Below are 23537 nucleotides of genomic sequence, written 5' to 3'. Positions count from 1 at the left end.
GGGTCGATTGTGTATCGACCCTGGCGGCCCCATCGCGAGCAAGCTCAGCTCCTACAGGTGTTGCGCCGTTCCTGTAGGAGCAAGGCTTGCCCGCGATGAACGCGACGCGGTGTCACTGAAACACCGCATCACCTCATGTTTCAGCTATAAACCCGGCCAAGGAGCTGCCGATGGCTTTCAAACTGATCGAGCACGTCACGGGTGATCTGATCCTGAGTGAAGCCCATCAAGTCGTAGTCCTGGCTGCCGTTGTGCAGGTACACCTCGGCGCGGTAGTAACGTGCACGCGGTTCATCAGCACTTTCAGCCGACACCGTGTCGCTCGCCGCTGCCAGATAGCCGTCCAGGCTCACTTCGTAGACAAAAGGGTTGCCCTCTTCCATCTCGATCCGCACGCCCATGCAGCGTTTCGACTTGCCCAGCAACGTCTGCACATCCAGACCCTGAGCACGCAATTGCACAGCCGCATCTTCCAGCGCCGGGCTGACTTGCTTGTCCATGAAACGCTGAACAATCGACTGGTTAGGCTGCAAGTCCAGCTGCGTCAAACGCTCGCTGAAACCACGACGACCGCGGGCTGCGAGCTCCGCTTGCTCCTGTTCGATCTGCACGTCCTGGCGCATCGCCTTGTGCAAGCCGAACATGAAGAACACCAGCACCACCGAGAACGGCAGACCGGCCAGCACCACCATGGTTTGCATGGCTTCGAAGTTACCGGCGAACAGCAGGCCGATGGTCACCAGCGTGATCACCGCCGACCAGAAGATCCGCAGCCAGTGCGGGGCGTCTTCGTCGACGTTACCGCCCTTGCAGGAAAGGTTGGCCATCATCACCGCCCCGGAATCCGCCGGGGTCAGGAACAGCACGAAACCGACAAAGATCGACACGCCGATCACGATTTTCGACGCCGGGTAGTGCTCAAGCAGTTGGTAAATCGCCATCGACGGCTGTTCGAGCGCCGTCTTCCCGAGTTCCACCGCCCCATGGTTCATCACCAGGTCCAGGGCCGAGTTACCAAAGATCGACAGCCACGCCAGGGTGAAACCCAGCGGAATCAGCAACACACCGGCTACCAGTTCACGCACCGTGCGACCACGGGAAATACGCGCGATGAACATGCCGACGAATGGGGCCCAGGAAATCCACCAGGCCCAGTAGAACAGGGTCCACAGGCCCAACCAGCGGTCAGACTTCTCGCTATCACCTTCGTACACATAGAGGTCGAAGGTCTTCAGCACCACGCCGTTCAGGTAGTCGCCGACGTTTTGCACGAAGCCGTTGAGCAGGTGCAGGGTCGGGCCGAACAGCAGCACGAAAATCAACAGGCCGCTGAACAGCACGATGTTCAGGTTGGACAGACGGCGAATGCCGTTTTCCACACCCGACACCGCAGCGATGGTCGCCACGGTGCTCATCACGATGATCACGATCAGCAGGTTGGTGTTGCTGTGTTCCATGCCGAACAGGTTTTCCAGCCCCGACGACACTTGCAGCGAACCAATCCCCAGGTTCGTCACCAGACCCAGCAGGGTCACGAACATGCCGAAGCCGTCTACCGCATGACCGGCCGCGCCTTTGACCCAACGCTCGCCGACCAGCGGATACAGCGCCGAACGCAACGCCAGCGGCTGGTTATGACGGTAAGCAAAATAGGCCACGGCCAGACCGACCAATGCGTAGATCGCCCAGCCATGCAGGCCCCAGTGCAGGAACGTCAGCTGAACGGCCTGACGGGCGGCCATGTTGCTGGCAGCCACGCCTTCGGGCGGATTGAAGTAGTGGTCCAGCGGCTCGGAAGCACCGAAGTACAGCAGCGAGATGCCGATACCCGAGGAGAACAACATCCCCGCCCAAGCGCCGTAGCTGAAGTCCGGGGTGTCGTCCTTGCTGCCCAGTTTGAGCTTGCCGTAGGACGAAAACGCCAGGCCGACCACGAACACCAGGTAAGCGGCGATCACCACCATGTAGTACCAGCCGAAGCTGCGGGACAACCAGGCCTGGGCAATACCGAGCAATCTGCCGGCCTCTTGCGGGGCAATGATCAGAATGGCGGTCAACAACAGGATCAACGCGGTAGAGGTGTAGAACACCCAACCGTTGACCGTCACCTTCTCGGGTGGGGTCTTTATTAGAGAGGCAGAACTCATGGCACAGATGCTCCAGGCAGTGCGAGAGAAAAACACAAGGCAACGCGTTACCCGACCAATCGCTTAGTTGGCAGCCGACCAGCGGGTGATATAAAGACAGCCCGAAAAAAGCCCGAAGCCCGGGAGCGCCAATGCGCGTGGGTTTCGAGCGTTTTCGGATGTCGTTTTTCCGCCAACTACATGTAGGAAAAACCTGTAGGCAGCGACGAATTGTCGCAGATCTTATTCTTTGTTGATTGAACGTTCAATCAAAACAAAATAGACTGGCCTTCAATCCGATAGACGTTTCACGTCCGCCGGAAGGCCTAAGGAGATGTGCAAGATGCCCAAGGTCGGTATGCAACCCATCCGCCGCCAGCAGTTGATCGAAGCCACATTGCAGGCGGTAGATCAGGTCGGAATGGGGGACGCCAGCATTGCGCTGATCGCCCGTTTGGCCGGTGTCTCGAATGGCATCATCAGTCACTATTTTCAGGACAAGAACGGCCTGATCGCTGCCACGGCGCAGTATCTGATGAGTGTCCTCAGCGAGAACGTCACCGCGCGTCGTCAGGCGCTGGAAGACAGCAGCCCACGGGCGCACCTTCAGGTGATTATCGAAGGCAACTTCGACGCCAGCCAGGTCAATGGCCCGGCAATGAAAACCTGGCTGGCCTTCTGGGCCACCAGCATGCACCACCCGTCTTTGCACAGGTTGCAGCGGATCAACGATCACCGTCTGTATTCCAACCTGTGCTGCCAGTTCCGCCGTGTATTGCCGCTCGATGACGCGCGCAGTGCAGCCCGCGGCCTGGCAGCCCTCATTGACGGTTTGTGGTTGCGCGGCGCGCTGTCGGGAGATGCTTTCGACACCGGGCAGGCGCACCAGATCGCTTACGAATACATGGATTTCCAACTGGCCAAGCAGGTGAGTTAGAGCACACAGAACCGCTCAGCACCTGAACCGCCACTGACCAGCGTTGCCCAAGCTATAAGGCACGCCCAGTGGTTACCGCCAACCAACTTATGCTCTTGCGAGGACTATATGGCCCGTTTCGAACTGCAAAAACTCTACATCGATGGCGGCTACAGTGACGCCAGCAGCGACGCCACCTTCGAAGCCATCAACCCGGCTAACGGTGAAGTCCTCGCAACCGTACAACGTGCGACCCAGTCAGACGTTGAACGCGCCGTCGTCAGCGCCGAAAAGGGCCAGAAAATCTGGGCCGCGATGACCGCCATGGAGCGTTCGCGCATCCTGCGTCGTGCCGTCGACATCCTGCGCGAGCGCAACGATGAACTGGCTGCCCTGGAAACCCTGGACACCGGCAAGTCGTTCTCCGAAACCAAGTACGTCGACATCGTCACCGGCGCTGACGTGCTGGAGTACTACGCAGGTCTGGTGCCGGCCATCGAAGGCGAGCAGATTCCACTGCGCACCACTTCGTTCGTCTACACCCGTCGCGAGCCGCTGGGCGTCGTGGCCGGTATCGGCGCGTGGAACTACCCGATCCAGATCGCTCTGTGGAAATCCGCACCGGCCCTGGCGGCTGGTAACGCGATGATCTTCAAGCCAAGCGAAGTCACTTCCCTGACCACGCTGAAACTGGCCGAGATCTACACCGAAGCTGGCGTTCCGGCTGGCGTGTTCAACGTGCTGACCGGCAGCGGCCGTGAAGTCGGTACCTGGTTGACCGAGCACCCACGCATCGAAAAAATCTCCTTCACCGGCGGCACCGACACCGGCAAGAAGGTGATGGCCAGCGCTTCCGCTTCGTCGCTGAAAGACGTGACCATGGAACTGGGCGGCAAGTCCCCGCTGATCATCTTCGACGACGCCGACCTCGATCGCGCCGCCGACACCGCGATGATGGCCAACTTCTACAGCTCCGGTCAGGTCTGCACCAACGGCACTCGCGTGTTCGTGCCAAGCCACCTGAAAGCCGCTTTCGAAGCCAAGATCGTTGAACGCGTTGCGCGCATCCGCGTCGGCAACCCGGAAGACGAGAACACCAACTTCGGCCCACTGGTCAGCTTCGCCCACATGGAAAGCGTGCTGGGTTACATCGCCAAAGGTAAGGAAGAAGGCGCTCGCGTTCTGTGCGGCGGCAGCCGTCTGACTGAAGGCGAATTCGCCAAAGGCGCATTCGTGGCACCGACCGTGTTCACCGACTGCACCGACGAGATGACCATCGTGCGCGAAGAAATCTTCGGCCCGGTGATGAGCATCCTGACTTACGAAACCGAAGAAGAAGTGATCCGTCGTGCCAACGACACCGAGTTCGGTCTGGCCGCTGGCGTCGTCACCAAAGACCTGAACCGCGCTCACCGCGTGATTCATCAATTGGAAGCCGGTATCTGCTGGATCAACGCCTGGGGCGAATCCGACGCCAAGATGCCGGTCGGCGGCTACAAGCAGTCGGGCGTGGGCCGTGAGAACGGCATCAGCTCGCTGAACAACTTCACACGCATCAAATCGGTACAGGTCGAACTGGGCGATTACGCCTCGGTGTTCTAAGCCCCGGCTGAAAACCCTGTAGCAGCTGCCGAGGTACGAGGCTGCGTTGCGTGTCCGCAGGACCGCCCTCAGAGGGTCGCTGCGCGACCCAACGCAGCCTCGTGCCTCGGCAGCTGCTACAGGCGACCTGACCAACTTCAAAGAGGGTGCATTCAATGTCCCAAGAATTCGATTACATCATCATCGGTGCCGGCTCGGCCGGTAACACCCTGGCGACCCGTCTGACTGAAGACGAAGGCGTCACCGTCCTGCTGCTCGAAGCTGGCGGCCCGGACTACCGTATGGATTTCCGCACGCAAATGCCGGCCGCTTTGGCGTTCCCGCTGCAAGGTCGTCGCTACAACTGGGGATACGAAACCGATCCAGAGCCACACATGGACGGTCGCCGGATGGAATGCGGTCGCGGCAAGGGCCTGGGTGGTTCTTCGCTGATCAACGGCATGTGCTACATCCGCGGCAACGCGATGGACTACGACAACTGGGCCAAACTGCCAGGTCTGGAAGACTGGGACTACCTGAACTGCCTGCCGTATTTCCGCAAGGCTGAAACCCGTGACATCGGCCCGAACGACTACCACGGTGGCGACGGTCCGGTCAGCGTGACCACGCCGAAAGCCGGCAACAACCCGCTGTTCCACGCGATGGTTGAAGCCGGCGTGCAAGCCGGTTACCCGCGTACCGAAGACCTGAACGGTTACCAGCAGGAAGGTTTCGGTCCGATGGACCGTACCGTGACGCCGAACGGCCGTCGCGCCAGCACCGCTCGCGGTTACCTGGACATCGCCAAGAAGCGCTCGACCCTGACCATCGTCACCCACGCCCTGACCGACAAGATTCTGTTCGAAGGCAAGCGTGCAGTCGGCGTGCGTTACCTGATCGGCGCCGCTGAAGAGCGCGTTGAAGCCCGCGCCCGCAAAGAAGTGCTGCTGTGCTCCGGCGCCATCGCTTCGCCGCAGATTCTGCAACGCTCCGGCGTCGGCCCGGCCGAGCTGCTGAAAAAACTCGACATTCCGGTGGTCCACGATCTGCCGGGCGTGGGTGAAAACCTGCAGGATCACCTCGAGTTGTACCTGCAATACGCGTGCACTCAACCGGTCTCGCTGTACCCCTCGCTACTGCTGCACAACCAACCGGCCATCGGTGCCGAGTGGCTGTTCAAAGGCACCGGCATCGGCGCCAGCAACCAGTTCGAGGCCGGTGGTTTCATCCGTACCCGTCCGGAATTCGATTGGCCGAACATCCAGTACCACTTCCTGCCGGTCGCGATTAACTACAACGGCAGCAACGGTGTGAAAGAGCACGGCTTCCAGGCGCACATGGGCTCCATGCGTTCGCCAAGCCGTGGTCGCATCCAGGCCAAGTCCAAGGATCCGCGCGAGTACCCGAGCATCCTGTTCAACTACATGGCCACCGAGCAGGACTGGCAGGAATTCCGCGACGGCATCCGCCTGACTCGTGAAATCATGCAACAGCCTGCACTGGATGCTTTCCGTGGCCGCGAAATCAGCCCGGGCATCGACGTGCAAACCGATGAGCAGCTCGACAAGTTCATCCGCGAACACGCCGAAACCGCGTTCCACCCGTCCTGCTCGTGCAAGATGGGCACCGACGAAATGGCGGTGGTTGACGCTGAAGGTCGTGTGCACGGCATGCAGAGCCTGCGTGTGGTCGATGCCTCGATCATGCCGATCATCACCACCGGCAACCTGAACGCGCCGACGATCATGATCGCCGAGAAAATCGCCGACAAGATCCGTGGTCGCAAGACATTGCCGCGTAGCAAGGCTGCTTACTTCGTGGCCGGTGATGCACCGGTGCGTGGCAAGCCGTTGCGGGATGTGAGCCTTACCGCTCAGTAAGTCGTAACACCGAGGCGCGGCCAATCGCGAGCAAGCTCGGCTCCTACGGGATTGGGGTGATCACAAAAATGTGACTCACCTCGAACCGTAGGAGCCGAGCTTGCTCGCGATGGGGCCTTAACAAACACTACACCTCTCCCGGTAATCCTTTCCTACACCGCTCCGTGCTTGATCCTACCCCCCACGCAGGCCTAATCTAGCGCCACGCAAACGTTTCACCCCCCTCGCAACATCGATACACCGCCACTCCATACCAAGGAGGTTCCCGAATGTTCGATTTCCATCCCCAGCTCAAGCAGCGCTTCGCTGCCTTGCGCACGGGCGCTGAATTCTTTTCGTTGCGTTATGTGCGCGAGTCCGGTCAGTACCTGTCGGTGCGCAAGAATGTCGCCGAACCTCCGAGCCTGAGCCGTGACGAAGGCGCGATGCTGACCGTTCGGGTCAACGGCGTCGAAGCCTACGCCGCGACCAACGACCTGTCCCAATCCGGCCTGCAAGCCGCGCTGGAGCGAGCCGAGCAGCAAGCCCGCCGACTCAAGCCCCACGCCCTGCTCGACCTGCGCGAGCAAGCCGTTTCCAGCGACCGCGCCGATTACTTTTCGCCGAGCCTCGACCAGCCCTTCCCGTCCCTGAGTGATTGCTACCAACTGCTCGGCGCCGAATCCGCATCCGTGCCCAAGGACGAGCGACTGGTGAACTGGCAGGTGAGCATCGGCATCACTAACGTCGAGCAGATTTACCTCAACAGCGCCGGCGCCGAACTGCGCCAGGCCCAGCGTTTCGTCTACCCGAGCGTGGACGTCACCGCCTACGACGGCAATGACAGCCAGACCCGTACTTTGGGCCGCGAAAATTTCGGCCAACAAGGCGGCTTTGATGTGATCAGCCGCTGCGGCCTGGTCGGTGCCGGCCCGAAAGTCGCCGATCAGGCGCTGCAATTGCTGCTGGCGCCGAACACCCCGCAAGGCCCGCGTGACCTGCTGTTGATGCCGGACCAGATGATGCTGCAGATCCACGAGTCCATCGGTCACCCGCTGGAACTGGACCGCATCCTCGGTGACGAGCGCAATTACGCCGGTACCAGTTTCGTCAAGGCAGAAGACTTCGGCAGCCTGCAATACGGCTCCAAACTGCTCAACGTGACCTTCGACCCGGACATCCCCGAACAACTCGCCAGCTACGGGCATGACGACGACGGCACCGCCGCGAGCAAACAATTCCTGATCAAAGAAGGCTTGCTGCTGCGCCCATTGGGCGGCGCGCTGTCGCAATTCCGTGCCGGCATGGACGGCGTTGCCAACAGCCGCGCCTGCAGCTGGAACCGTCCGCCGATCGATCGCATGGCCAACCTGAACATCGAGGCCGGCGATCAACCGCTGGAGCAGATGATCGGCAACATCGAGCACGGGATTTTGATGAGCACCAACCGCTCGTGGTCCATCGACGATGCGCGCAACAAATTCCAGTTCGGCTGCGAATGGGCTCAGTTGATCGAAAACGGCGAACTCAAAGGCGTGGTCAAGAACCCGAACTACCGGGCGATCTCCGCGCAGTTCTGGAAAAGCCTCAGCGCCGTTGGCGATGCCAACTCCGTCAAGGTCCTGGGCACACCGAACTGCGGCAAGGGCGAACCGAACCAGGTGATCCGCGTCGGCCATGCGTCGCCGGCCTGTGTATTCAGCAATGTGGATGTGTTTGGGGGAGATGCCTGATGAGTACTTCAAAAAGTCAGGCCGATGCGTTCAAGGCCTTGGTCAACTGGCTGCGCGAGGCGACTCACGAGCCGGAACAGTTCACCCTCAGTTACGCCGCGGAATCGTCGGCCTTCGTGCGCTTCAACCACGCCAAGGTGCGTCAGGCCGGTCAAGTGCAGCAGGCGAGCGTCGGTTTCAAACTGATCAACGACGGTCGGCATGCCGACCTGAACATTACCCTTTCCGGTGATGCGGAAGTCGACGTTCAGCGTCTGGCCGAAGGTCTGCAACAATTGCGCGAAACCTTGCCGCTGCTGCCGCAGGATCCGTACCTGCTGCTCAACTACAACGGTTGGCAGAGCAAGAATGTTCAAGATCACCCGCTGCCGGACACCGAGCAGGTGGTCGCTGAAATCACCCAGGCCGCCGAAGGGCTGGACCTGGTGGGTTTCTACGCCGCCGGCCCGATCAGTCGTGGTTTCGCCAGTTCTTCGGGCGCGTTCGGCTGGCATCAGGCCAACAGCTTCAACTTTGATTTCAGTCTGGTCCATGAAAACGGCCAAGCAGTGAAAGCCAGTTACGCCGGGCACGACTGGAACAGCGAAGGGTTTGCCAAGCGCTTTGCGCAGGCGCGCGAGCAGTTGGCGTTTCTCGGCAGACCGCAACACACCCTGGCGCCGGGTCAGTACCGCGCCTATCTGGCACCGGCAGCCCTGGGGGAAATCATGGACATGCTGGGCTGGGGCGGTTTCTCGGCGCAGTCGATTGCCAGCAAAAACAGCCCACTGCAGAAGCTTTACGCGGGCGACAGTGCGTTCAGCCCGTTGGTGTCGGTGGATGAAAAGGTCAGCGGTTCATTGAGCCCGGCATTCTCCGGCGAAGGTTATCCGCGCAGCGATCTGGGGTTGATCGTCAACGGCAAGGCCGGCGCACAGATGGTCAGTTCACGCAGTGCGGCCGAATACGGCCTGACCGCCAACGGCGCCAGCGGTGGTGAAATGCCGAGCGCAGTGAACATGGCGGCGGGTACGTTGCCTGATGCAGAGATTCTCAAGCAACTGGGCACGGGGCTGTACATCAGCAACCTCTGGTACCTGAACTACTCGGATCAGCCGGCGGCACGCCTGACCGGCATGACGCGGTTTGCGACCTTCTGGGTTGAGAACGGCGAGATTCAGGCGCCGGTGAGTACGATGCGGTTTGATGACAGTGCGTACAGTTTGCTTGGGTCGCAGCTGGAAGCGTTGACCGAGGAGCGCGAGCTGATGTTGTCGGCCAGTACCTACAGCCAGCGGGCCACAGCGTCGGCGTTATTGCCGGGGGCGCTCGTCAGCAAACTGACCTTGACCCTCTGACCCTGATCGTTCCCACGCTCTGCGTGGGAACGATCATCTCCAACAACAAGAGGTCCCATGCCCAACCGCCCGCCTCTCGACGCTGTCACCGCCCGCTGGGTGCCGTGGGTCGTCGCCATCGCGTTCTTCATGCAATCCCTCGACGGGACCATCCTCAACACCGCCCTGCCCGCCATGGCCCGAGACTTGGCCGAAGACCCGTTGCGCATGCAGGGCGTGATCATCGCCTACATGCTCACCGTCGCCTTGCTGATCCCTGCCTCGGGCTGGATCGCCGACCGTTTCGGTACCAAGAAAATCTTCTTCAGCGCGATCCTGCTGTTCAGCCTCGGCTCGTTGCTCTGCGCACTGTCGAGCACCCTGAGCCTGCTGATTGGGGCACGGGTGATTCAGGGCCTGGGCGGTGCGCTGATGTTGCCGGTCGGGCGACTCGTAGTGTTGCGCGCCTACCCTCGCTCGGAGCTGGTGCGGATCATGGGCTTCATCACCATTCCCGGATTGCTCGGCCCGTTGATCGGCCCGACCATGGGCGGCTGGATGGTGGAATATCTGACCTGGCACTGGATCTTCCTGATAAACCTGCCGGTGGGCGCCGTCGGTTGTTACGCGGTGTGGAGATTTATCCCCGACCTGCGCGGCACCGAACGCACCCGCTTCGATAGCCTGGGGTTTTTACTGTTCGGCGCGGCGATGGTGCTGATCACCATCGCCATGGAAGGTCTCGGCGAATTACACCTGCCGCACTTGCGCGTGATGCTGCTGCTGTTCGCCGGCATGGCCTGTCTGGCGGCGTATTGGTTGCGGGCCGGGCACATCGAAAATCCGCTGTTCGCACCGTCGTTGTTCAAGACCCGGACGTTTGCCGTGGGCATCCTCGGCAACCTGTTCGCCCGACTGGGCAGCGGCGCCCTGCCGTTTCTCGTGCCGTTGCTGCTGCAAGTGGCGCTGGGTTACTCGCCGTCCCAGGCCGGGATGAGCATGTTGCCGCTGGCGGCGGCAGCGATGGTCGCCAAGTCGGTGGCGCGACCGCTGATCGAACGTTTGGGCTATCGCATCGTGCTGACCGGCAATACGTTGGCGCTGGGGCTAATGCTGGCGAGCATGGGCCTGGTCAGCGAGCAAACGCCGTACTGGCTGCTGTTGGTGATGCTATCGATTCTGGGGGCGATCAACTCCTTGCAGTTCACCGCAATGAACACCGTAACCCTGATCGACCTCGACGACGCCAGCGCCAGCAGCGGCAACAGCTTGCTGTCGGTGGTCGCGCAATTGTCCCTGAGCCTTGGCGTTGCCTGTGCCGGCGCCTTGCTTGGTGGATTCACCGCAGAAGTTGGCAACGACGGCGTGAACACGGTTTTGGGCGCGTTCCAGCTGACCTTTGTAACGGTCGGGATCATGGCGATGCTGGCCGCGACGATCTTCTCGCAGCTTTCACCAAAGGATGGCCGACGGATGGTCAGCCGCGAGCACGATATAGAGCACTGATTTGTAGCAGCTGCCGAGGCACGAGGCTGCGTTGCGTGTCCGCAGGACCGCCCCCGGGGGCCGCTTCGCAGCCCAACGCAGCCTCGTGCCTCGACAGCTGCTACGACTATTCGTCCAGAATTTGCAGGTAGAGAGAGCGAGGCTGGTACACTGCGCGACATTTTGTTTTGCAGGCCAGTCCCGTGACCACCATCGCCACCGCTTTTAATACTTTGCCGCTGTCCGCCGCCATGCTGGCTAACCTCGACTCTTTGGGTTATGCCGAGATGACGCCGATCCAGGCGCAAAGCTTGCCGGTGATCCTCAAGGGGATGGACCTGATCGCCCAGGCCAAGACCGGCAGCGGCAAGACCGCCGCCTTCGGTATCGGCCTGCTGAACCCGATCAATCCGCGCTTCTTCGGTTGCCAGGCGCTGGTCATTTGCCCGACACGTGAGCTGGCTGACCAGGTCGCCAAGGAACTCCGTCGTTTGGCCCGAGCCGAAGACAACATCAAGATCCTGACCTTGTGTGGCGGCGTGTCCTTCGGCCCGCAGATCGGCTCTCTGGAGCATGGCGCGCACATCATCGTCGGCACCCCGGGCCGCCTTCAGCAGCACCTGCGCAAGGGTTCGCTGATTCTCCATGGCCTGAACACGCTGATCCTCGACGAAGCCGACCGCATGCTCGACATGGGTTTCTACGATTCCATCGAAGAAATCATTGCCCAGTGCCCAGAGCGTCGCCAGACCCTGTTGTTCTCCGCCACGTACCCGACGGGCATCAAGCAGTTGGCCGCGAAGTTCATGCGCAACCCTCAGATCGTGAAGGCCGAGGCGTTCCACGACGACACGCAGATCGAGCAGCGCTTCTACGAGATTTCCCCGGAAGAGCGCATGGACGCCGTGGTCAAAGTCCTCGGGCATCATCGTCCGGCCTCCTGTGTCGCCTTCTGCTTCACCAAGCAGCAGGTTCAGGAAACTGTTGATCACCTGACCTCCAAAGGCATCTCCGCCGTCGGCCTGCACGGCGATCTGGAACAGCGTGACCGCGACCAGGTACTGGCCATGTTCGCCAACCGCAGCACCTCGGTGCTGGTTGCTACCGACGTCGCCGCTCGCGGCCTGGACATCGATGCGCTGGACATGGTGATCAACGTCGAACTGGCCCGTGATTCGGAAATCCACATCCACCGTGTTGGCCGTACCGGTCGTGCTGGTGAGAAAGGTATTGCGATCAGCCTGGTCGCACCGTCCGAAGCGCACCGCGCCCAAGCCATCGAGCTACTGCAGAAGTCGCCGTTGAGCTGGGATCAGCTGGACAACCTCAAATCCCAGGGCGGCGCACCGCTGCTGCCGGTGATGAGCACGCTGGTCATCGGCGCTGGCCGTAAAGACAAGGTGCGTCCGGGCGACATTCTTGGCGCATTGACCGGTGATGCTGGCATTCCGGGCGCTCAGGTTGGCAAGATCGCGATTTTCGATTTCCAGGCTTATGTGGCTGTGGAACGCGGGATCGCCAAGCAAGCCTTGCAGCGCCTGAATGACGGCAAGATCAAAGGCCGTTCGCTGCGCGTGCGGATCCTGTAAGAGATCGTCTGGCTGACAGAGATCAAATGTGGGAGCGGGCTTGCTCGCGAAGGCGGACTGACAGACAACATCCATGTTGAATGTTCTGGCCCCTTCGCGAGCAAGCCCGCTCCCACATTGGTTTGTCGGTGAATTTGAATTTTGTGTGAGGACACCGTTTTGCGCTCTACCAAAGTCGTGATCATTGGCGCTGGCGCCGCAGGTTTGATGTGTGCGCTGACCGCCGCCGGGCGCGGGCGCAAGGTGATGTTGCTCGACCATGCGAACAAGGCCGGCAAGAAAATCCTGATGTCGGGCGGTGGCCGCTGCAATTTCACCAACATGTACACCGAACCGAGCAATTTCCTCTCGCAGAACGAGCACTTCTGCAAATCCGCCCTGGCTCGATACACCCAGTGGGATTTCATCGGCATGGTCGCCAAACACGGCGTGCCGTACCACGAGAAAAAACTCGGCCAGCTGTTCTGCGATAACAAATCCAGCGACATCCTTGAAATGCTGCTCAACGAGTGCGATCAGGTCGGCGTCAGCCTGCATCTGGACACCTCGATCCAGCACATCGAGAAAATGGAAAGCGGCTACCTGCTGCAAACCACCCTCGATCAGATCACCTGCGAATCGTTAGTGATCGCCACTGGCGGCTTGTCGATCCCGACGCTGGGCGCCACTGGTTTCGGTTATCAGGTGGCCAAGCAGTTCGGCCACGACTTGCTGCCGACCCGCGCCGGGCTGGTGCCGTTCACCATTACCGATCAGCTCAAGGAGCTTTGCACCGAACTGTCCGGTACGTCGGTGGATTGCCTGGTGAGCTGCAATGACCAGAGTTTCCGCGAAAACATCCTGTTCACCCACCGCGGCCTCAGTGGTCCGGCGATTTTGCAGATTTCTTCGTTCTGGGAATCCGGTGATACGGTTGAGATCAATCTGATGCCGGACCACGACGTGCCGAGCTGGCTGCAACAGCAGCAAGCCGAACGTCCGAACAGCGAGCTGAAAACCCTGCTCGGGGAAATCTTCACCAAGAAGATGGCCAACCTGCTGGCAGACAACTGGTTCGTCTCCAAACCGATGAAGCAGTACACCCACGCGGAAATTGCCGACATCGCCGAAAAACTGGCAAGCTGGAAAGTGGTGCCGGCCGGTACTGAAGGCTATCGCACCGCTGAAGTGACATTGGGCGGCGTCGATACCAACGAGGTGTCGTCCAAGACCATGGAATCGCTGAAAAGCCCCGGCCTGTATTTCATCGGCGAAGTGCTCGACGTCACCGGGCATCTGGGTGGTTTCAACTTCCAGTGGGCCTGGGCCTCCGGCTACGCTGCCGCGCAATTCGTCTGATCGACCGCGTTATCTTTTCCCCCTGTAGGAGCCGAGCTTGCTCGCGATAGCGGTCTGACCGCCAACATCATTGTTGAATGTTAATCCGTCATCGCGAGCAAGCTCAGCTCCTACATTTAGGGAAGGCTCGCCAGGGAAGGAACAGATTTTGCTGTCAGATGTGATCGGCGCCATTGCGTCGGCGTCATTACTGGCTCAATTTAGCGTCATTGCCTCGGAAGGCCCTCGCACTTCATGTCATCGACCCCCTTAAGTCAGTCTCTGCGTCGCCTCTGGGCGCTGGATAAATTCAGCTACAGCGTGCGGGTATTCATCGCCCTGACCGGCAGCATGGCGCTGTGTTGGTACAAGGATGAAATGGGGCTGCTGATCCCGCTGTTCCTCGGGATCATCGCCAGCGCCCTGGCCGAGACCGACGACAGTTGGCAAGGCCGCCTTAACGCACTGGCCGTGACGCTGGTGTGCTTCAGCGTCGCCGCCCTCTCCGTCGAGTTGCTCTTCCCCTACCCCATCATTTTTGTCATCGCCCTGGCCCTGGCCAGTTTCGGCCTGACCATGCTCGGCGCCTTGGGTGAACGCTATGGCGCGATTGCCTCGGCAACGTTGATTCTGTCGGTCTATACCATGATCGGCGTGGACCAGCGCGGCGGTGCAGTCACCGATTTCTGGCACGAGCCAGTGCTGCTGGTGGCCGGTGCGGCCTGGTACGGTTTGCTCTCGGTGCTGTGGCAGGCGATGTTTTCCAATCAGCCGGTGCAGCAAAGCCTGGCGCGGTTGTTCCGTGAACTGGGTTTTTACCTGAAGCTGAAATCGTCGCTGTTCGAGCCGATCCGGCAGATGGACGTGGAAGCGCGTCGACTGGAACTGGCGCAGCAAAACGGCCGTGTCGTGGCCGCACTGAACGCCGCCAAGGAAATCATCCTGCACCGGGTCGGCAACGGTCGACCGGGCTCGAAACTCAGCCGTTACCTGAAGCTGTACTTCCTCGCTCAGGACATCCACGAGCGCGCCAGTTCCTCGCACTACCCTTACAACGCCCTCGCCGATGCCTTCTTTCACAGCGACGTGATGTTCCGCTGTCAGCGCTTGCTGCGCCAACAAGGCAAGGCCTGCCGGGCGCTGGCCGAGTCGATTCAGATGCGCCAGCCGTTCATCTATGACGCGAGCTTCGCCGAAGCCCTGAGCGACCTGCACGCCTCCCTCGAACATTTGCGCATTCAGAGCAACCCGGCGTGGCGCGGATTGCTGCGTTCGTTGCGGGCATTGGCGGCCAACCTCGGCACGCTCGATCGTTTGCTCAGCGACGCCAGCAACCCCGATGCCTTGGCCGACGCCACCGACAGCAGCCTGCTCGACCGTTCGCCCCGTAGCCTCAAGGATGTGTGGATTCGGTTACGCACGCAGCTGACACCGACGTCATTGCTGTTCCGTCACGCACTGCGTTTGCCCCTGGCCTTGAGCATCGGCTACGGGATGGTGCATTTGATCCACCCGTCTCAGGGTTACTGGATCATCCTCACCACACTGTTTGTCTGCCAGCCAAACTACGGCGCCACCCGCCGCAAACTCGGCCAACGAATCATCGGCACCGCCATCGGCCTGACCGTGGCCTGGGCGCTGTTCGATCTGTTCCCTAATCCCTTGGTCCAGTCATGCTTTGCGATCGCCGCCGGGGTGGTGTTCTTTATCAATCGCACCACCCGCTACACCTTGGCGACGGCCGCGATCACCTTGATGGTGCTCTTCTGCTTCAACCAGGTCGGGGATGGTTACGGGCTGTTCCTGCCGAGGTTGTTCGATACCTTGCTCGGCAGCCTGATCGCCGGGCTGGCGGTGTTCCTGTTCCTGCCGGACTGGCAGGGCCGACGCCTGAACAAAGTGCTGGCCAACACCCTCACGTGCAACAGCATTTACCTGCGCCAAATCATGCAGCAATACGCCGCTGGCAAAAGCGACGACCTGGCGTATCGCCTGGCCCGACGCAATGCGCACAACGCCGACGCGGCACTGTCGACGACGCTCGCCAACATGCTGATGGAACCGGGGCATTTCCGTAAGGAAGCGGATGTCGGGTTCCGCTTCCTGGTGCTGTCGCACACTTTGCTCAGTTATTTGTCCGGACTGGGCGCACACCGGGAAACCCAGCTACCGCCCGACGTGCGCGAGCATTTGATCGACGGTGCCGGCGTGAAACTGGCCGCCAGCATCGATGAAATTGCCCAAGGGTTGGCGAGCAAACTGCCGATTGCGATTCAAAGCGATGAGGAAGAGGCACTGGCCAACACGCTTGAACAGATGCCGGACGAACTTGATGAAGGCCAACGGCTGGTGCAGACGCAATTGGCATTGATGTGCCGTCAGCTTGGGCCATTGCGGACGTTGGCAGCGCACCTCATCAAGGAAACGAGTGAGGATTGAGATGTGTGATGGCTGAGCGGGCCTCTTCGCGAGCAAGCCCGCTCCCACATTAGATCTCTGTCGTACACAAAATCTGTACCCACTGCAGATCAAATGTGGGAGCGGGCTTGCTCGCGAAGGGGCCATCAACCACACCTTACAGTCCGTGCTGTTTCATCAACCGCTGATAACTCCCATCCACTTTCATTGCCGCGATCTCGCGGTCGAAACCGGCGACGATCTGTTCATGCCTGGGGTTCTTCAGGCTGACCAGGATGTGCAGGCTGTTCTCGCTCAATGGCTTGGGCAAAAACTCCACGGCATTGCGCACCTTGGATGATTCCCGAGCCAGGTAATAACGCGCGACGTATTCGTCTTCCAGCGTCAATTTGACCCGGTTGGCGGCGACCATGCGCACCGCCATGGAGAAGCTGTGCACCGGGACTTTCTGCAGCGCTACGTCGTCATCGAACTCTGTCGAATAGGCATAACCGCGCACCACCGCAATCGGGTAGGCATGCAGTTGTTCCAGGTTGTTGTATTCGATCGGCGTATCTTTGCGCTTGAGAAAGCGCACCCGGTTGAGCAGGTATTCGCCGGAAAACTGGCCAAGCTTCGTACGATCGTCGGTGTACCAGGCGTTGACCAACACGTCGTATCGACCCTCGCCAACCCCCAGCAAGGCCCGCGCCCAAGGCACTTGTTCAAAGTCACTGGCATAACCGGCCCGGGCCAGTGCTGTGCTGACGATGTCCGTAGCCAAGCCACCGTTGACCAGCGTGGCGTCGGTAAAGGGCGGCCAGGCATCGGCTACCAATCGCAGCTTTTCCGCTGTCGCGCTTTGAGTCAGCAACAGCAATCCAATCAAAGCAAAGGCTCGATGCAATCGCGGCATGCTAGAAAATCCTTAGCGGGCGGGACGCCCGACGTGTTTTCAGCCAAAACTCCAAGGCCCCCGTACTGCCAAACCCTGGTACCAACATCAGCTCATCGAAGCCACTGCACAGCGCTTCATCTCAGATTACACAAACAAGACAAGGCCGCGCGAAATGAATGATGGCATTTTGGCCTTTGTCACAGATTTCTCTGCCATACAGACATCTTTCGCCTGGGCGCTTAGTATCGGAGCGACGAAGTTCAAGGAGTGTGAAGATGACAATCGATTGGGTCTGCAAACACCACAGCGATCTGGGTAAAGAACAGCTGTACGCCATTCTGCAGCTTCGTGCAGAGGTGTTTGTCGTTGAGCAGAAATGCGTCTATCAGGACATCGATGGCCAGGATCTGGAAGGTGACACCTGCCATTTAATGGCTTGGGACGGGGATCGGCTAGTGGCGTACCTGCGGTTACTCGACCCGGAGTTGCAGGGTGGCGACGTGGTCATCGGGCGGGTGATCATTGCCCCTCAAGCGCGCGGCACAGGGCTGGGGCATGAGTTGATGGCACAGGCGCTGAAACAGGTTGAAAAGCGCTGGCCTGAAGTACCGATCTATCTCTCGGCCCAGGCGCATTTGCAGGGGTATTACGCTAAATACGGATTTGTGGTGGCGGGCGAGGAATTTCTCGAAGATGACATTCCGCATATCGGGATGCGCCGTCCGTAATGATCGTTCCCACGCTCTGCGTGGGAATGCAGCCCGGGACGCTCCGCGTCCCTGCCGAAGCGGACGCAGAGCGTCCATTGAGGCATTCCCACGCAGAGCGTGGGAACGATCGGGGTCGGTAATTCAGGGGTACTCAAGCACCGCTTTGATCTGCCGAAGATTACGCTCGATCCACCCCCGATCTATCGCCCCCCACTCGCGAATCCGATAGCGCCCGGCATGATTGCGCGCACCCTCTTCCTGCTGGAACTCGCAAACAATATCCAGATCCGCCAACGCTGCGATGGTGTCCTGCGCCGTACGCCGGGGCATGCCGGTGACTTCGGTCAACGCCGGGACGCTACTGGCCAGCCCGCTATCAATCAGGTACGCCACGTACAACCGACGATAGAAGCTGCTCTTGGTCTTGCTTACATCCATCTAAACACTCCCGGTTGCGATATTTTGATCTCTATTGCATATCCCGCCACGTCAGGTACACCCGCACATCGAACTCCACCTGGTGATACCCCGGCAACATGTGTTCGCAAAGCTTGTAGAACGCCTTGTTGTGATCCGACTCTTTGAAGTGCGCCAGTTCATGCACCACGATCATTTTCAGAAACTCGGCAGGTGCATCCTTGAACAATGACGCAACACGAATTTCTTTCTTGGCCTTGAGCTTGCCGCCCTGCACTCGGGATATCGCGGTGTGCAAACCGAGGGCGCGGTGGGTCAGGTCGAGGCGGTTGTCGAACAACACCTTATCGATGGCCGGGGCGTTACGCAGGTATTCCTGCTTGAGGTCCAGCGTATAGGTGTACAACGCCTTGTCGCTCTGTACCCGGTGTTTTTCCGGGTAACGCTGGCTCAGGTAGTCGCCCAGACGACCGTCGGCGATCAGCTGGCGCACTTGGTCCTGCAGCGCGGCGGGATAGGCCTGGAGGTATTTCAACGCGGTCATTGGGGCGGCAACACGATTCACGAAAAGGTCGCCAGTGTAGCGAATTCAGCCGGTCAGCGTGTTCCAGTCGAACGGCTGCACGAAGTCGCCGACGTCCTCGGCCATCATCGGCCGTGCGACCAGAAACCCTTGCGCGTACTCGCAACCATTGGCTTGCAGCCATCGATATTGCGCAACGGTTTCCACCCCTTCGGCAATCACCAGCATCCCGTACTGCTTGCACAGCTCGATCACATTGCGCACCAGCACCGCATCGCGTGAGGACTCCAGAAGCCGGGCAATCAAATGCCGGTCGAACTTGAGCGTGTCCAACTCCAGATCGCGCAGATGAGACAGCGAACACGGCCCGGAACCAAAGTCATCCAGGGCCACTCGCACACCCAGGTTACGCAGCAGGCGCAGCTGTTTACGGGTTTCCTCGGGGTTTTGCATCAAGGCCTCTTCTGTGACCTCGACTTCCAGATGGCGCGCCTGCAAACCATGGCGCTCCAGCACCTGGCGCAACTCGGTGACCAGATTGGGCATGCCGAACTGCGTGCTGCTCAAACTGACGCCCAGAACCAGGTCGTCGGCAAACACGGTTTCCCAGGCTTTTCGCTGGCTCGCCCCTTGTTGATAGATCCAGCTGCCCAGGTGGCTGATCAACCGCGCCTCTTCCAGCAATGGCAAAAACAGCCCCGGTGGTACATCGCCGACGCTCGGGTGCTGCCAGCGGATCAGCGCTTCGAACCCGCGAATCTGCCCACTGGCAATCGCCACCTGAGGTTGATACACCAAATTGAAATCACGGTTCTCGATCGCCGCGCGCACACTTTCTTCGAGCATCAGCCGCGAGCGCGCCCGGCCGTTCATTTCGTGATCGTAGAAACGATATTGCTGACGACCGGCGCGCTTGGCTTCGTACATGGCGATGTCAGATGCGCGCAACAAACCGTCAAGATTGGAGCCGCAATCCGGGTACGTCGCAATGCCGATGCTGGCGCCCAACGCGATATCCAGACCATCGATCTGCTGACAGATCGACACCCGCTCAATCAGCTTCTCGGCAATCTTTGCCGCTTGCTCGGGAAACTCCAGATCCAGCAAAGCGGTGAACTCATCACCGCCCATGCGCGCCAGAATGTCGAAGGGCCGCAGACAGGCCTTCAACTGCTCGGACACCCAACGCAGCACCCGGTCGCCAACATCGTGACCGAGGGAATCGTTGACCCGTTTGAAGCCGTCGAGGTCCAGATACAGCAGCACCCAGGCGCTATCGGAGCGGTCGCCACGCAACAGCAGGTTTTCCGCCGTCTGGTAAAAGCCACGACGATTGAGCAGCCCGGTCAATGGGTCAGTGACGGCCTGGAACTCCAGTTGCTGATGCAGATGGCGCACCACCGACATGTCCAGCACCGTCACCACCATCGCATGTTGCTCGCTGGGCAACGGCGCGCAGGACAGCGCCACGGGCACCTGCTGGCCGGGCGCCGTACGCAGCAATGCATCATGCAGGCGCAGGATTTCGCCGCGTTTGTAACCGGCGAGCAGCTCGGAGTCAGCCCAGATCGGGATGTGCGGATTTTGCAGGAAATCCAGGAACTCTTTGCCTTGCAGGTCTTGCAACGTGGCATTGAGCAGCCGCGACATCGCTGGATTGGCAAAGCGGATCAGACCGTCCTCACCGACCACCAGGATGCCTTCGGCGGCATTGTCGAGCACCGAGGCATTAAACGCGCGCGCGACCTCCAGATCGTGGCTCAGGCGCTGCAACGCACGGCGATTGCGCTGATGCTCGAGCAGCGCCTGGACTTTGGGCTTGAGAATTTGCGGGTCGAACGGTTTGAACAGGTAATCCACCGCGCCGCTGGCATAGCCCTTGATCACGGCGTCCTGGGACTGTTCGTTGGCGGTAAGGAAAATGATCGGCGTGAGGCAGGTTCGTTGGCTGCCGCGCATCAGGCGTGCCACTTCAAAACCGTCCATGTCCGGCATCTGCACATCCAGCAGCACCAGGTCGACATCGTGTTCGAGTAACAGACTCAGCGCCTCGAAGCCCGAGGCGGCGGTGATGACCTGCCAGTCCTGGCGCTGCAACAACGCGCGCATGCTGATCAGGTTTTCAGGGTAATCATCAACGATTAAAAGAATTGAGTTGGTTTCAGCTGGCGTGGGTTGCGCGCATTCCATGCTGCTTCTCTTATGCGGGACGTCAGGCCGGTTTCTCGTGAAAACCGGACAAATACTAAGCCTTCACTCTAGACCGGGTTCCGCAAAAGCAGAAGCTATCAGTACGCCATCATTTAACCAAAGCGTCCATTTGCCGACTAACGGTCGGCGCCACAGCCCTCTAAAACCGGGAAAGATGGCATTTCGACAGGATGTTGGCGTCAACGATCTGCCAGACGGGCATTAACAAACATGCCTTCTACGCTTATAAAGACAGCCCTCCAAGTCGCGTGCTAGAGCTTCTGGCACGTACGTGCAGTAAAAAATCCGTGGAAGCTTTTGTCTATGATCGATCTCGCAACCTGGAACCTCAGCGTTCCTGTCGGCAATCCGCCGTACACCGTTGAAACGTCAAAACTGGTGGATGGCTTCAAGGACCAATACTTCCACTCCGACACCGGCACCTTGTTTTTCTGGACCCCGGTCACCGGTTCTACCACTGAAAACGCAAAGTATCCCCGCACCGAACTTCGCGAAACCTACAGCAATGGCACCCTGAAAAACTGGCTCTACCCGGACGCCGACAATACCCTGCGTGCCACCCTGGCCGTGAACCAGGTACCGACCTCGGGCAAGATCGTCATTGGCCAGATCCACGCCTATGAAAGCCAGAAGCCCATGGTGAAGCTCGAGTATCAGTACAGCACCACTACGCAGTCAGGCAACCTCGTCGCCAAGGTGCGTATGCGCCCTGATGACGATGACGCACGGATAATCACCATTGCTACCGGGGTGAAACTGGATCGGGAGTTCAACTACCTCATCCACCTGAGCCCGGGCGGCGCGCTGGGCATCAGTGCGGCGGGCTACCAGTGGAACACCGAAATCAGCAAGACCTGGAGCGTCAAGCCGCTGTACTTCAAGGCAGGGGCTTATGTGCAGGACAACACCGGGTACACCAGTGAAGGCGGAAAAGTGACGTTCAGCAAGCTGGATATTGATCACGATAAGTAGCCTCCTCACTCTGATCGTTCCCTCGCTCTGCGTGGGAATGCATCCCGGGACGCTCCGCGTCCCATCCAGAGCCGAACGCGGAGCGTCCGTTGAGGCATTCCCACGCAGAGCGTGGGAACGATCTGAAAGAGTCAGTAGTCAATTTTCAGGCAATAAAAAACCCGCATCTCTGCGGGTTTTTTAATACCGGTAGTAACGCTGAAGGCTTAGTTGACCTTAGCGTTCAACTCACCTTTCAGGTAACGCTGGTACATCGCTTCCAACGAGATCGGCTTGATCTTCGAAGCATTACCCGCAGTACCAAACGCTTCATAACGTGCGATACACACATCACGCATCGCAGTCACGGTCGCGCCGAAGAATTTACGCGGATCAAACTCGCTCGGGTTGGTGGCCATCAGGCGACGCATCGCACCGGTGGACGCCAGGCGCAGGTCGGTGTCGATGTTGACCTTGCGCACGCCGTGCTTGATGCCTTCGACGATTTCTTCAACCGGTACGCCGTAGGTTTCTTTGATGTCGCCGCCGTACTGGTTGATGATCGCCAGCCAGTCTTGCGGAACCGAAGACGAACCGTGCATCACCAGGTGGGTGTTCGGGATGCGTTTGTGGATTTCTTTGATGCGGTCGATGGCCAGCACGTCGCCGGTAGGCGGCTTGGTGAACTTGTACGCGCCGTGGCTGGTGCCGATGGCGATGGCCAGGGCGTCGACTTGAGTGCGTTTTACGAAGTCAGCGGCTTCTTCCGGGTCGGTCAGCATTTGGCTGTGATCCAGAACGCCTTCGGCGCCGATGCCGTCTTCTTCACCGGCCATGCCGGTTTCCAGCGAACCCAGGCAGCCCAGCTCGCCTTCTACCGATACGCCACAGGCGTGAGCCAGGGCTACAGTTTGTTGGGTGACGCGGATGTTGTAGTCGTAGTCGGTCGGGGTCTTGCCGTCTTCGCCCAGGGAACCGTCCATCATCACCGAGCTGAAGCCCAGTTGGATGGAGCGCTGGCAGACGTCAGGGCTGGTGCCGTGGTCCTGGTGCATGCACACCGGGATGTGCGGGAATTCTTCGATTGCCGCCAGGATCAGGTGACGCAGGAACGGTGCGCCGGCGTATTTGCGAGCACCGGCCGAAGCCTGGACGATCACCGGGGAGTCAGTCTTGTCAGCGGCTTCCATGATGGCGCGCATCTGCTCAAGGTTGTTGACGTTGAAGGCTGGAACGCCGTAGCCGAACTCGGCTGCGTGGTCCAGCATCTGGCGCATGCTGATAAGTGCCATTGTGTGTGTATCTCCCGGTTGAGGGTCGTTAATCGTGCCAGCCTGCCGTAGCGGCGGCGGCTATTCAAGTTATTGCAGATCGGGGGTTGCCCCGGCCTGCCAATTCGGTACAACAAAAATCCTGAGAACTGACGCTAACCCCTGTAGGAGCCGAGCTTGCTCGCGATAGCGATTTAACTGCCAACACATGTGTTGAATGTGCGGGCCTCATCGCGA

At 59.8% G+C, this 23537-nt stretch carries 17 protein-coding genes; 11 read left to right on the top strand and 6 right to left on the bottom strand.

Annotated elements, in window-relative coordinates; all coding sequences use genetic code 11:
* Positions 1-140: 140 nt before the first annotated feature.
* The gene (locus CKW16_RS02960) at positions 141-2090 is read right to left on the bottom strand and encodes a BCCT family transporter (protein WP_256580440.1); all 1950 of its coding nucleotides are present in this window, start codon (positions 2088-2090) and stop codon (positions 141-143) included.
* A 379-nt stretch (positions 2091-2469) separates the two neighbouring features.
* Between CKW16_RS02960 and betI the strand changes: the two genes are divergently transcribed.
* From betI to yccS, 9 genes are all read left to right on the top strand, one after another.
* Positions 2470-3063: a transcriptional regulator BetI gene (betI, locus tag CKW16_RS02955; RefSeq protein ID WP_033060362.1), complete on the top strand. Its 594-nt coding sequence runs from the start codon at positions 2470-2472 to the stop codon at positions 3061-3063.
* A 108-nt stretch (positions 3064-3171) separates the two neighbouring features.
* The gene (gene betB, locus CKW16_RS02950; RefSeq protein ID WP_095127142.1) at positions 3172-4644 is read left to right on the top strand and encodes a betaine-aldehyde dehydrogenase; all 1473 of its coding nucleotides are present in this window, start codon (positions 3172-3174) and stop codon (positions 4642-4644) included.
* Between the two features lie 155 nt (positions 4645-4799).
* Positions 4800-6503 carry a choline dehydrogenase gene (gene betA / locus CKW16_RS02945; RefSeq protein WP_095127141.1) on the top strand — a complete coding sequence of 568 codons (1704 nt, stop codon included), beginning with the start codon at positions 4800-4802 and terminating at the stop codon, positions 6501-6503.
* A 269-nt stretch (positions 6504-6772) separates the two neighbouring features.
* Positions 6773-8215: a TldD/PmbA family protein gene (locus tag CKW16_RS02940; RefSeq protein ID WP_095127140.1), complete on the top strand. Its 1443-nt coding sequence runs from the start codon at positions 6773-6775 to the stop codon at positions 8213-8215.
* Positions 8215-9552: a TldD/PmbA family protein gene (locus CKW16_RS02935; protein ID WP_095127139.1), complete on the top strand. Its 1338-nt coding sequence runs from the start codon at positions 8215-8217 to the stop codon at positions 9550-9552. The genes CKW16_RS02940 and CKW16_RS02935 overlap by 1 nt, the downstream gene beginning before the upstream one ends.
* Positions 9553-9609: 57 nt before the next feature.
* Entirely contained in the window at positions 9610-11037 is a 1428-nt protein-coding gene (gene mdtD / locus CKW16_RS02930; RefSeq protein ID WP_095127138.1) for a multidrug transporter subunit MdtD, read from the top strand.
* A gap of 230 nt (positions 11038-11267) precedes the next feature.
* Complete coding sequence (dbpA, locus tag CKW16_RS02925) at positions 11268-12605, top strand: ATP-dependent RNA helicase DbpA (protein ID WP_240056880.1); 1338 nt, start codon at positions 11268-11270, stop codon at positions 12603-12605.
* 159 nt (positions 12606-12764) lie between these two features.
* Positions 12765-13943 carry an NAD(P)/FAD-dependent oxidoreductase gene (locus CKW16_RS02920; protein WP_095127136.1) on the top strand — a complete coding sequence of 393 codons (1179 nt, stop codon included), beginning with the start codon at positions 12765-12767 and terminating at the stop codon, positions 13941-13943.
* 234 nt (positions 13944-14177) lie between these two features.
* Positions 14178-16361 (top strand): YccS family putative transporter, encoded by a 2184-nt coding sequence (gene yccS / locus CKW16_RS02915; protein WP_095127135.1) that lies wholly within the window; start codon positions 14178-14180, stop codon positions 16359-16361.
* A gap of 136 nt (positions 16362-16497) precedes the next feature.
* Here the strand turns inward: yccS and CKW16_RS02910 are convergent, their stop codons facing one another.
* Positions 16498-17235: an ABC transporter substrate-binding protein gene (locus CKW16_RS02910; protein ID WP_095127134.1), complete on the bottom strand. Its 738-nt coding sequence runs from the start codon at positions 17233-17235 to the stop codon at positions 16498-16500.
* A gap of 257 nt (positions 17236-17492) precedes the next feature.
* On the opposite strand from CKW16_RS02910, the gene CKW16_RS02905 reads away from it, so the two are divergent.
* Positions 17493-17945, top strand: coding sequence for a GNAT family N-acetyltransferase (locus CKW16_RS02905; protein ID WP_095127133.1), 453 nt, complete (start codon positions 17493-17495; stop codon positions 17943-17945).
* A gap of 123 nt (positions 17946-18068) precedes the next feature.
* Here the strand turns inward: CKW16_RS02905 and CKW16_RS02895 are convergent, their stop codons facing one another.
* Genes CKW16_RS02895 through CKW16_RS02885 form a run of 3 tightly spaced genes read right to left on the bottom strand, consistent with a single transcriptional unit; the run spans position 18069 to position 21057 of the window.
* Entirely contained in the window at positions 18069-18365 is a 297-nt protein-coding gene (locus CKW16_RS02895) for a helix-turn-helix domain-containing protein (RefSeq protein ID WP_008151963.1), read from the bottom strand.
* Between the two features lie 31 nt (positions 18366-18396).
* Positions 18397-18888: a M48 family metallopeptidase gene (locus tag CKW16_RS02890; protein ID WP_008151965.1), complete on the bottom strand. Its 492-nt coding sequence runs from the start codon at positions 18886-18888 to the stop codon at positions 18397-18399.
* Between the two features lie 45 nt (positions 18889-18933).
* Complete coding sequence (locus CKW16_RS02885) at positions 18934-21057, bottom strand: bifunctional diguanylate cyclase/phosphodiesterase (RefSeq protein ID WP_095127131.1); 2124 nt, start codon at positions 21055-21057, stop codon at positions 18934-18936.
* 324 nt (positions 21058-21381) lie between these two features.
* Between CKW16_RS02885 and CKW16_RS02880 the strand changes: the two genes are divergently transcribed.
* Positions 21382-22050 carry a polysaccharide lyase family 7 protein gene (locus CKW16_RS02880; RefSeq protein ID WP_095127130.1) on the top strand — a complete coding sequence of 223 codons (669 nt, stop codon included), beginning with the start codon at positions 21382-21384 and terminating at the stop codon, positions 22048-22050.
* Positions 22051-22256: 206 nt separating this feature from the next.
* Here CKW16_RS02880 and fba read toward each other — a convergent pair whose 3' ends face one another.
* Complete coding sequence (gene fba / locus CKW16_RS02875; RefSeq protein ID WP_046045276.1) at positions 22257-23321, bottom strand: class II fructose-bisphosphate aldolase; 1065 nt, start codon at positions 23319-23321, stop codon at positions 22257-22259.
* Positions 23322-23537 lie beyond the last annotated feature (216 nt).

Source organism: Pseudomonas sp. Irchel s3h14, assembly GCF_900187425.1.
Taxonomy (GTDB): Bacteria; Pseudomonadota; Gammaproteobacteria; order Pseudomonadales; family Pseudomonadaceae; genus Aquipseudomonas.
This window is presented reverse-complemented; position numbering and strand designations above follow the sequence as displayed.

Excerpts from the sequence above, each read along its gene's own strand:
- betI (WP_033060362.1), top strand. The coding sequence starts at position 2,470 with ATGCCCAAGGTCGGTATGCAACCCATCCGCCGCCAGCAGTTGATCGAA.
- betB (WP_095127142.1), top strand. The coding sequence starts at position 3,172 with ATGGCCCGTTTCGAACTGCAAAAACTCTACATCGATGGCGGCTACAGT.
- betA (WP_095127141.1), top strand. The coding sequence starts at position 4,800 with ATGTCCCAAGAATTCGATTACATCATCATCGGTGCCGGCTCGGCCGGT.
- CKW16_RS02940 (WP_095127140.1), top strand. The coding sequence starts at position 6,773 with ATGTTCGATTTCCATCCCCAGCTCAAGCAGCGCTTCGCTGCCTTGCGC.
- CKW16_RS02935 (WP_095127139.1), top strand. The coding sequence starts at position 8,215 with ATGAGTACTTCAAAAAGTCAGGCCGATGCGTTCAAGGCCTTGGTCAAC.
- mdtD (WP_095127138.1), top strand. The coding sequence starts at position 9,610 with ATGCCCAACCGCCCGCCTCTCGACGCTGTCACCGCCCGCTGGGTGCCG.
- dbpA (WP_240056880.1), top strand. The coding sequence starts at position 11,268 with ATGCTGGCTAACCTCGACTCTTTGGGTTATGCCGAGATGACGCCGATC.
- yccS (WP_095127135.1), top strand. The coding sequence starts at position 14,178 with ATGTCATCGACCCCCTTAAGTCAGTCTCTGCGTCGCCTCTGGGCGCTG.
- CKW16_RS02910 (WP_095127134.1), bottom strand. The coding sequence starts at position 17,235 with ATGCCGCGATTGCATCGAGCCTTTGCTTTGATTGGATTGCTGTTGCTG.
- CKW16_RS02905 (WP_095127133.1), top strand. The coding sequence starts at position 17,493 with ATGACAATCGATTGGGTCTGCAAACACCACAGCGATCTGGGTAAAGAA.
- CKW16_RS02895 (WP_008151963.1), bottom strand. The coding sequence starts at position 18,365 with ATGGATGTAAGCAAGACCAAGAGCAGCTTCTATCGTCGGTTGTACGTG.
- CKW16_RS02890 (WP_008151965.1), bottom strand. The coding sequence starts at position 18,888 with ATGACCGCGTTGAAATACCTCCAGGCCTATCCCGCCGCGCTGCAGGAC.
- CKW16_RS02885 (WP_095127131.1), bottom strand. The coding sequence starts at position 21,057 with ATGGAATGCGCGCAACCCACGCCAGCTGAAACCAACTCAATTCTTTTA.
- CKW16_RS02880 (WP_095127130.1), top strand. The coding sequence starts at position 21,382 with ATGATCGATCTCGCAACCTGGAACCTCAGCGTTCCTGTCGGCAATCCG.
- fba (WP_046045276.1), bottom strand. The coding sequence starts at position 23,321 with ATGGCACTTATCAGCATGCGCCAGATGCTGGACCACGCAGCCGAGTTC.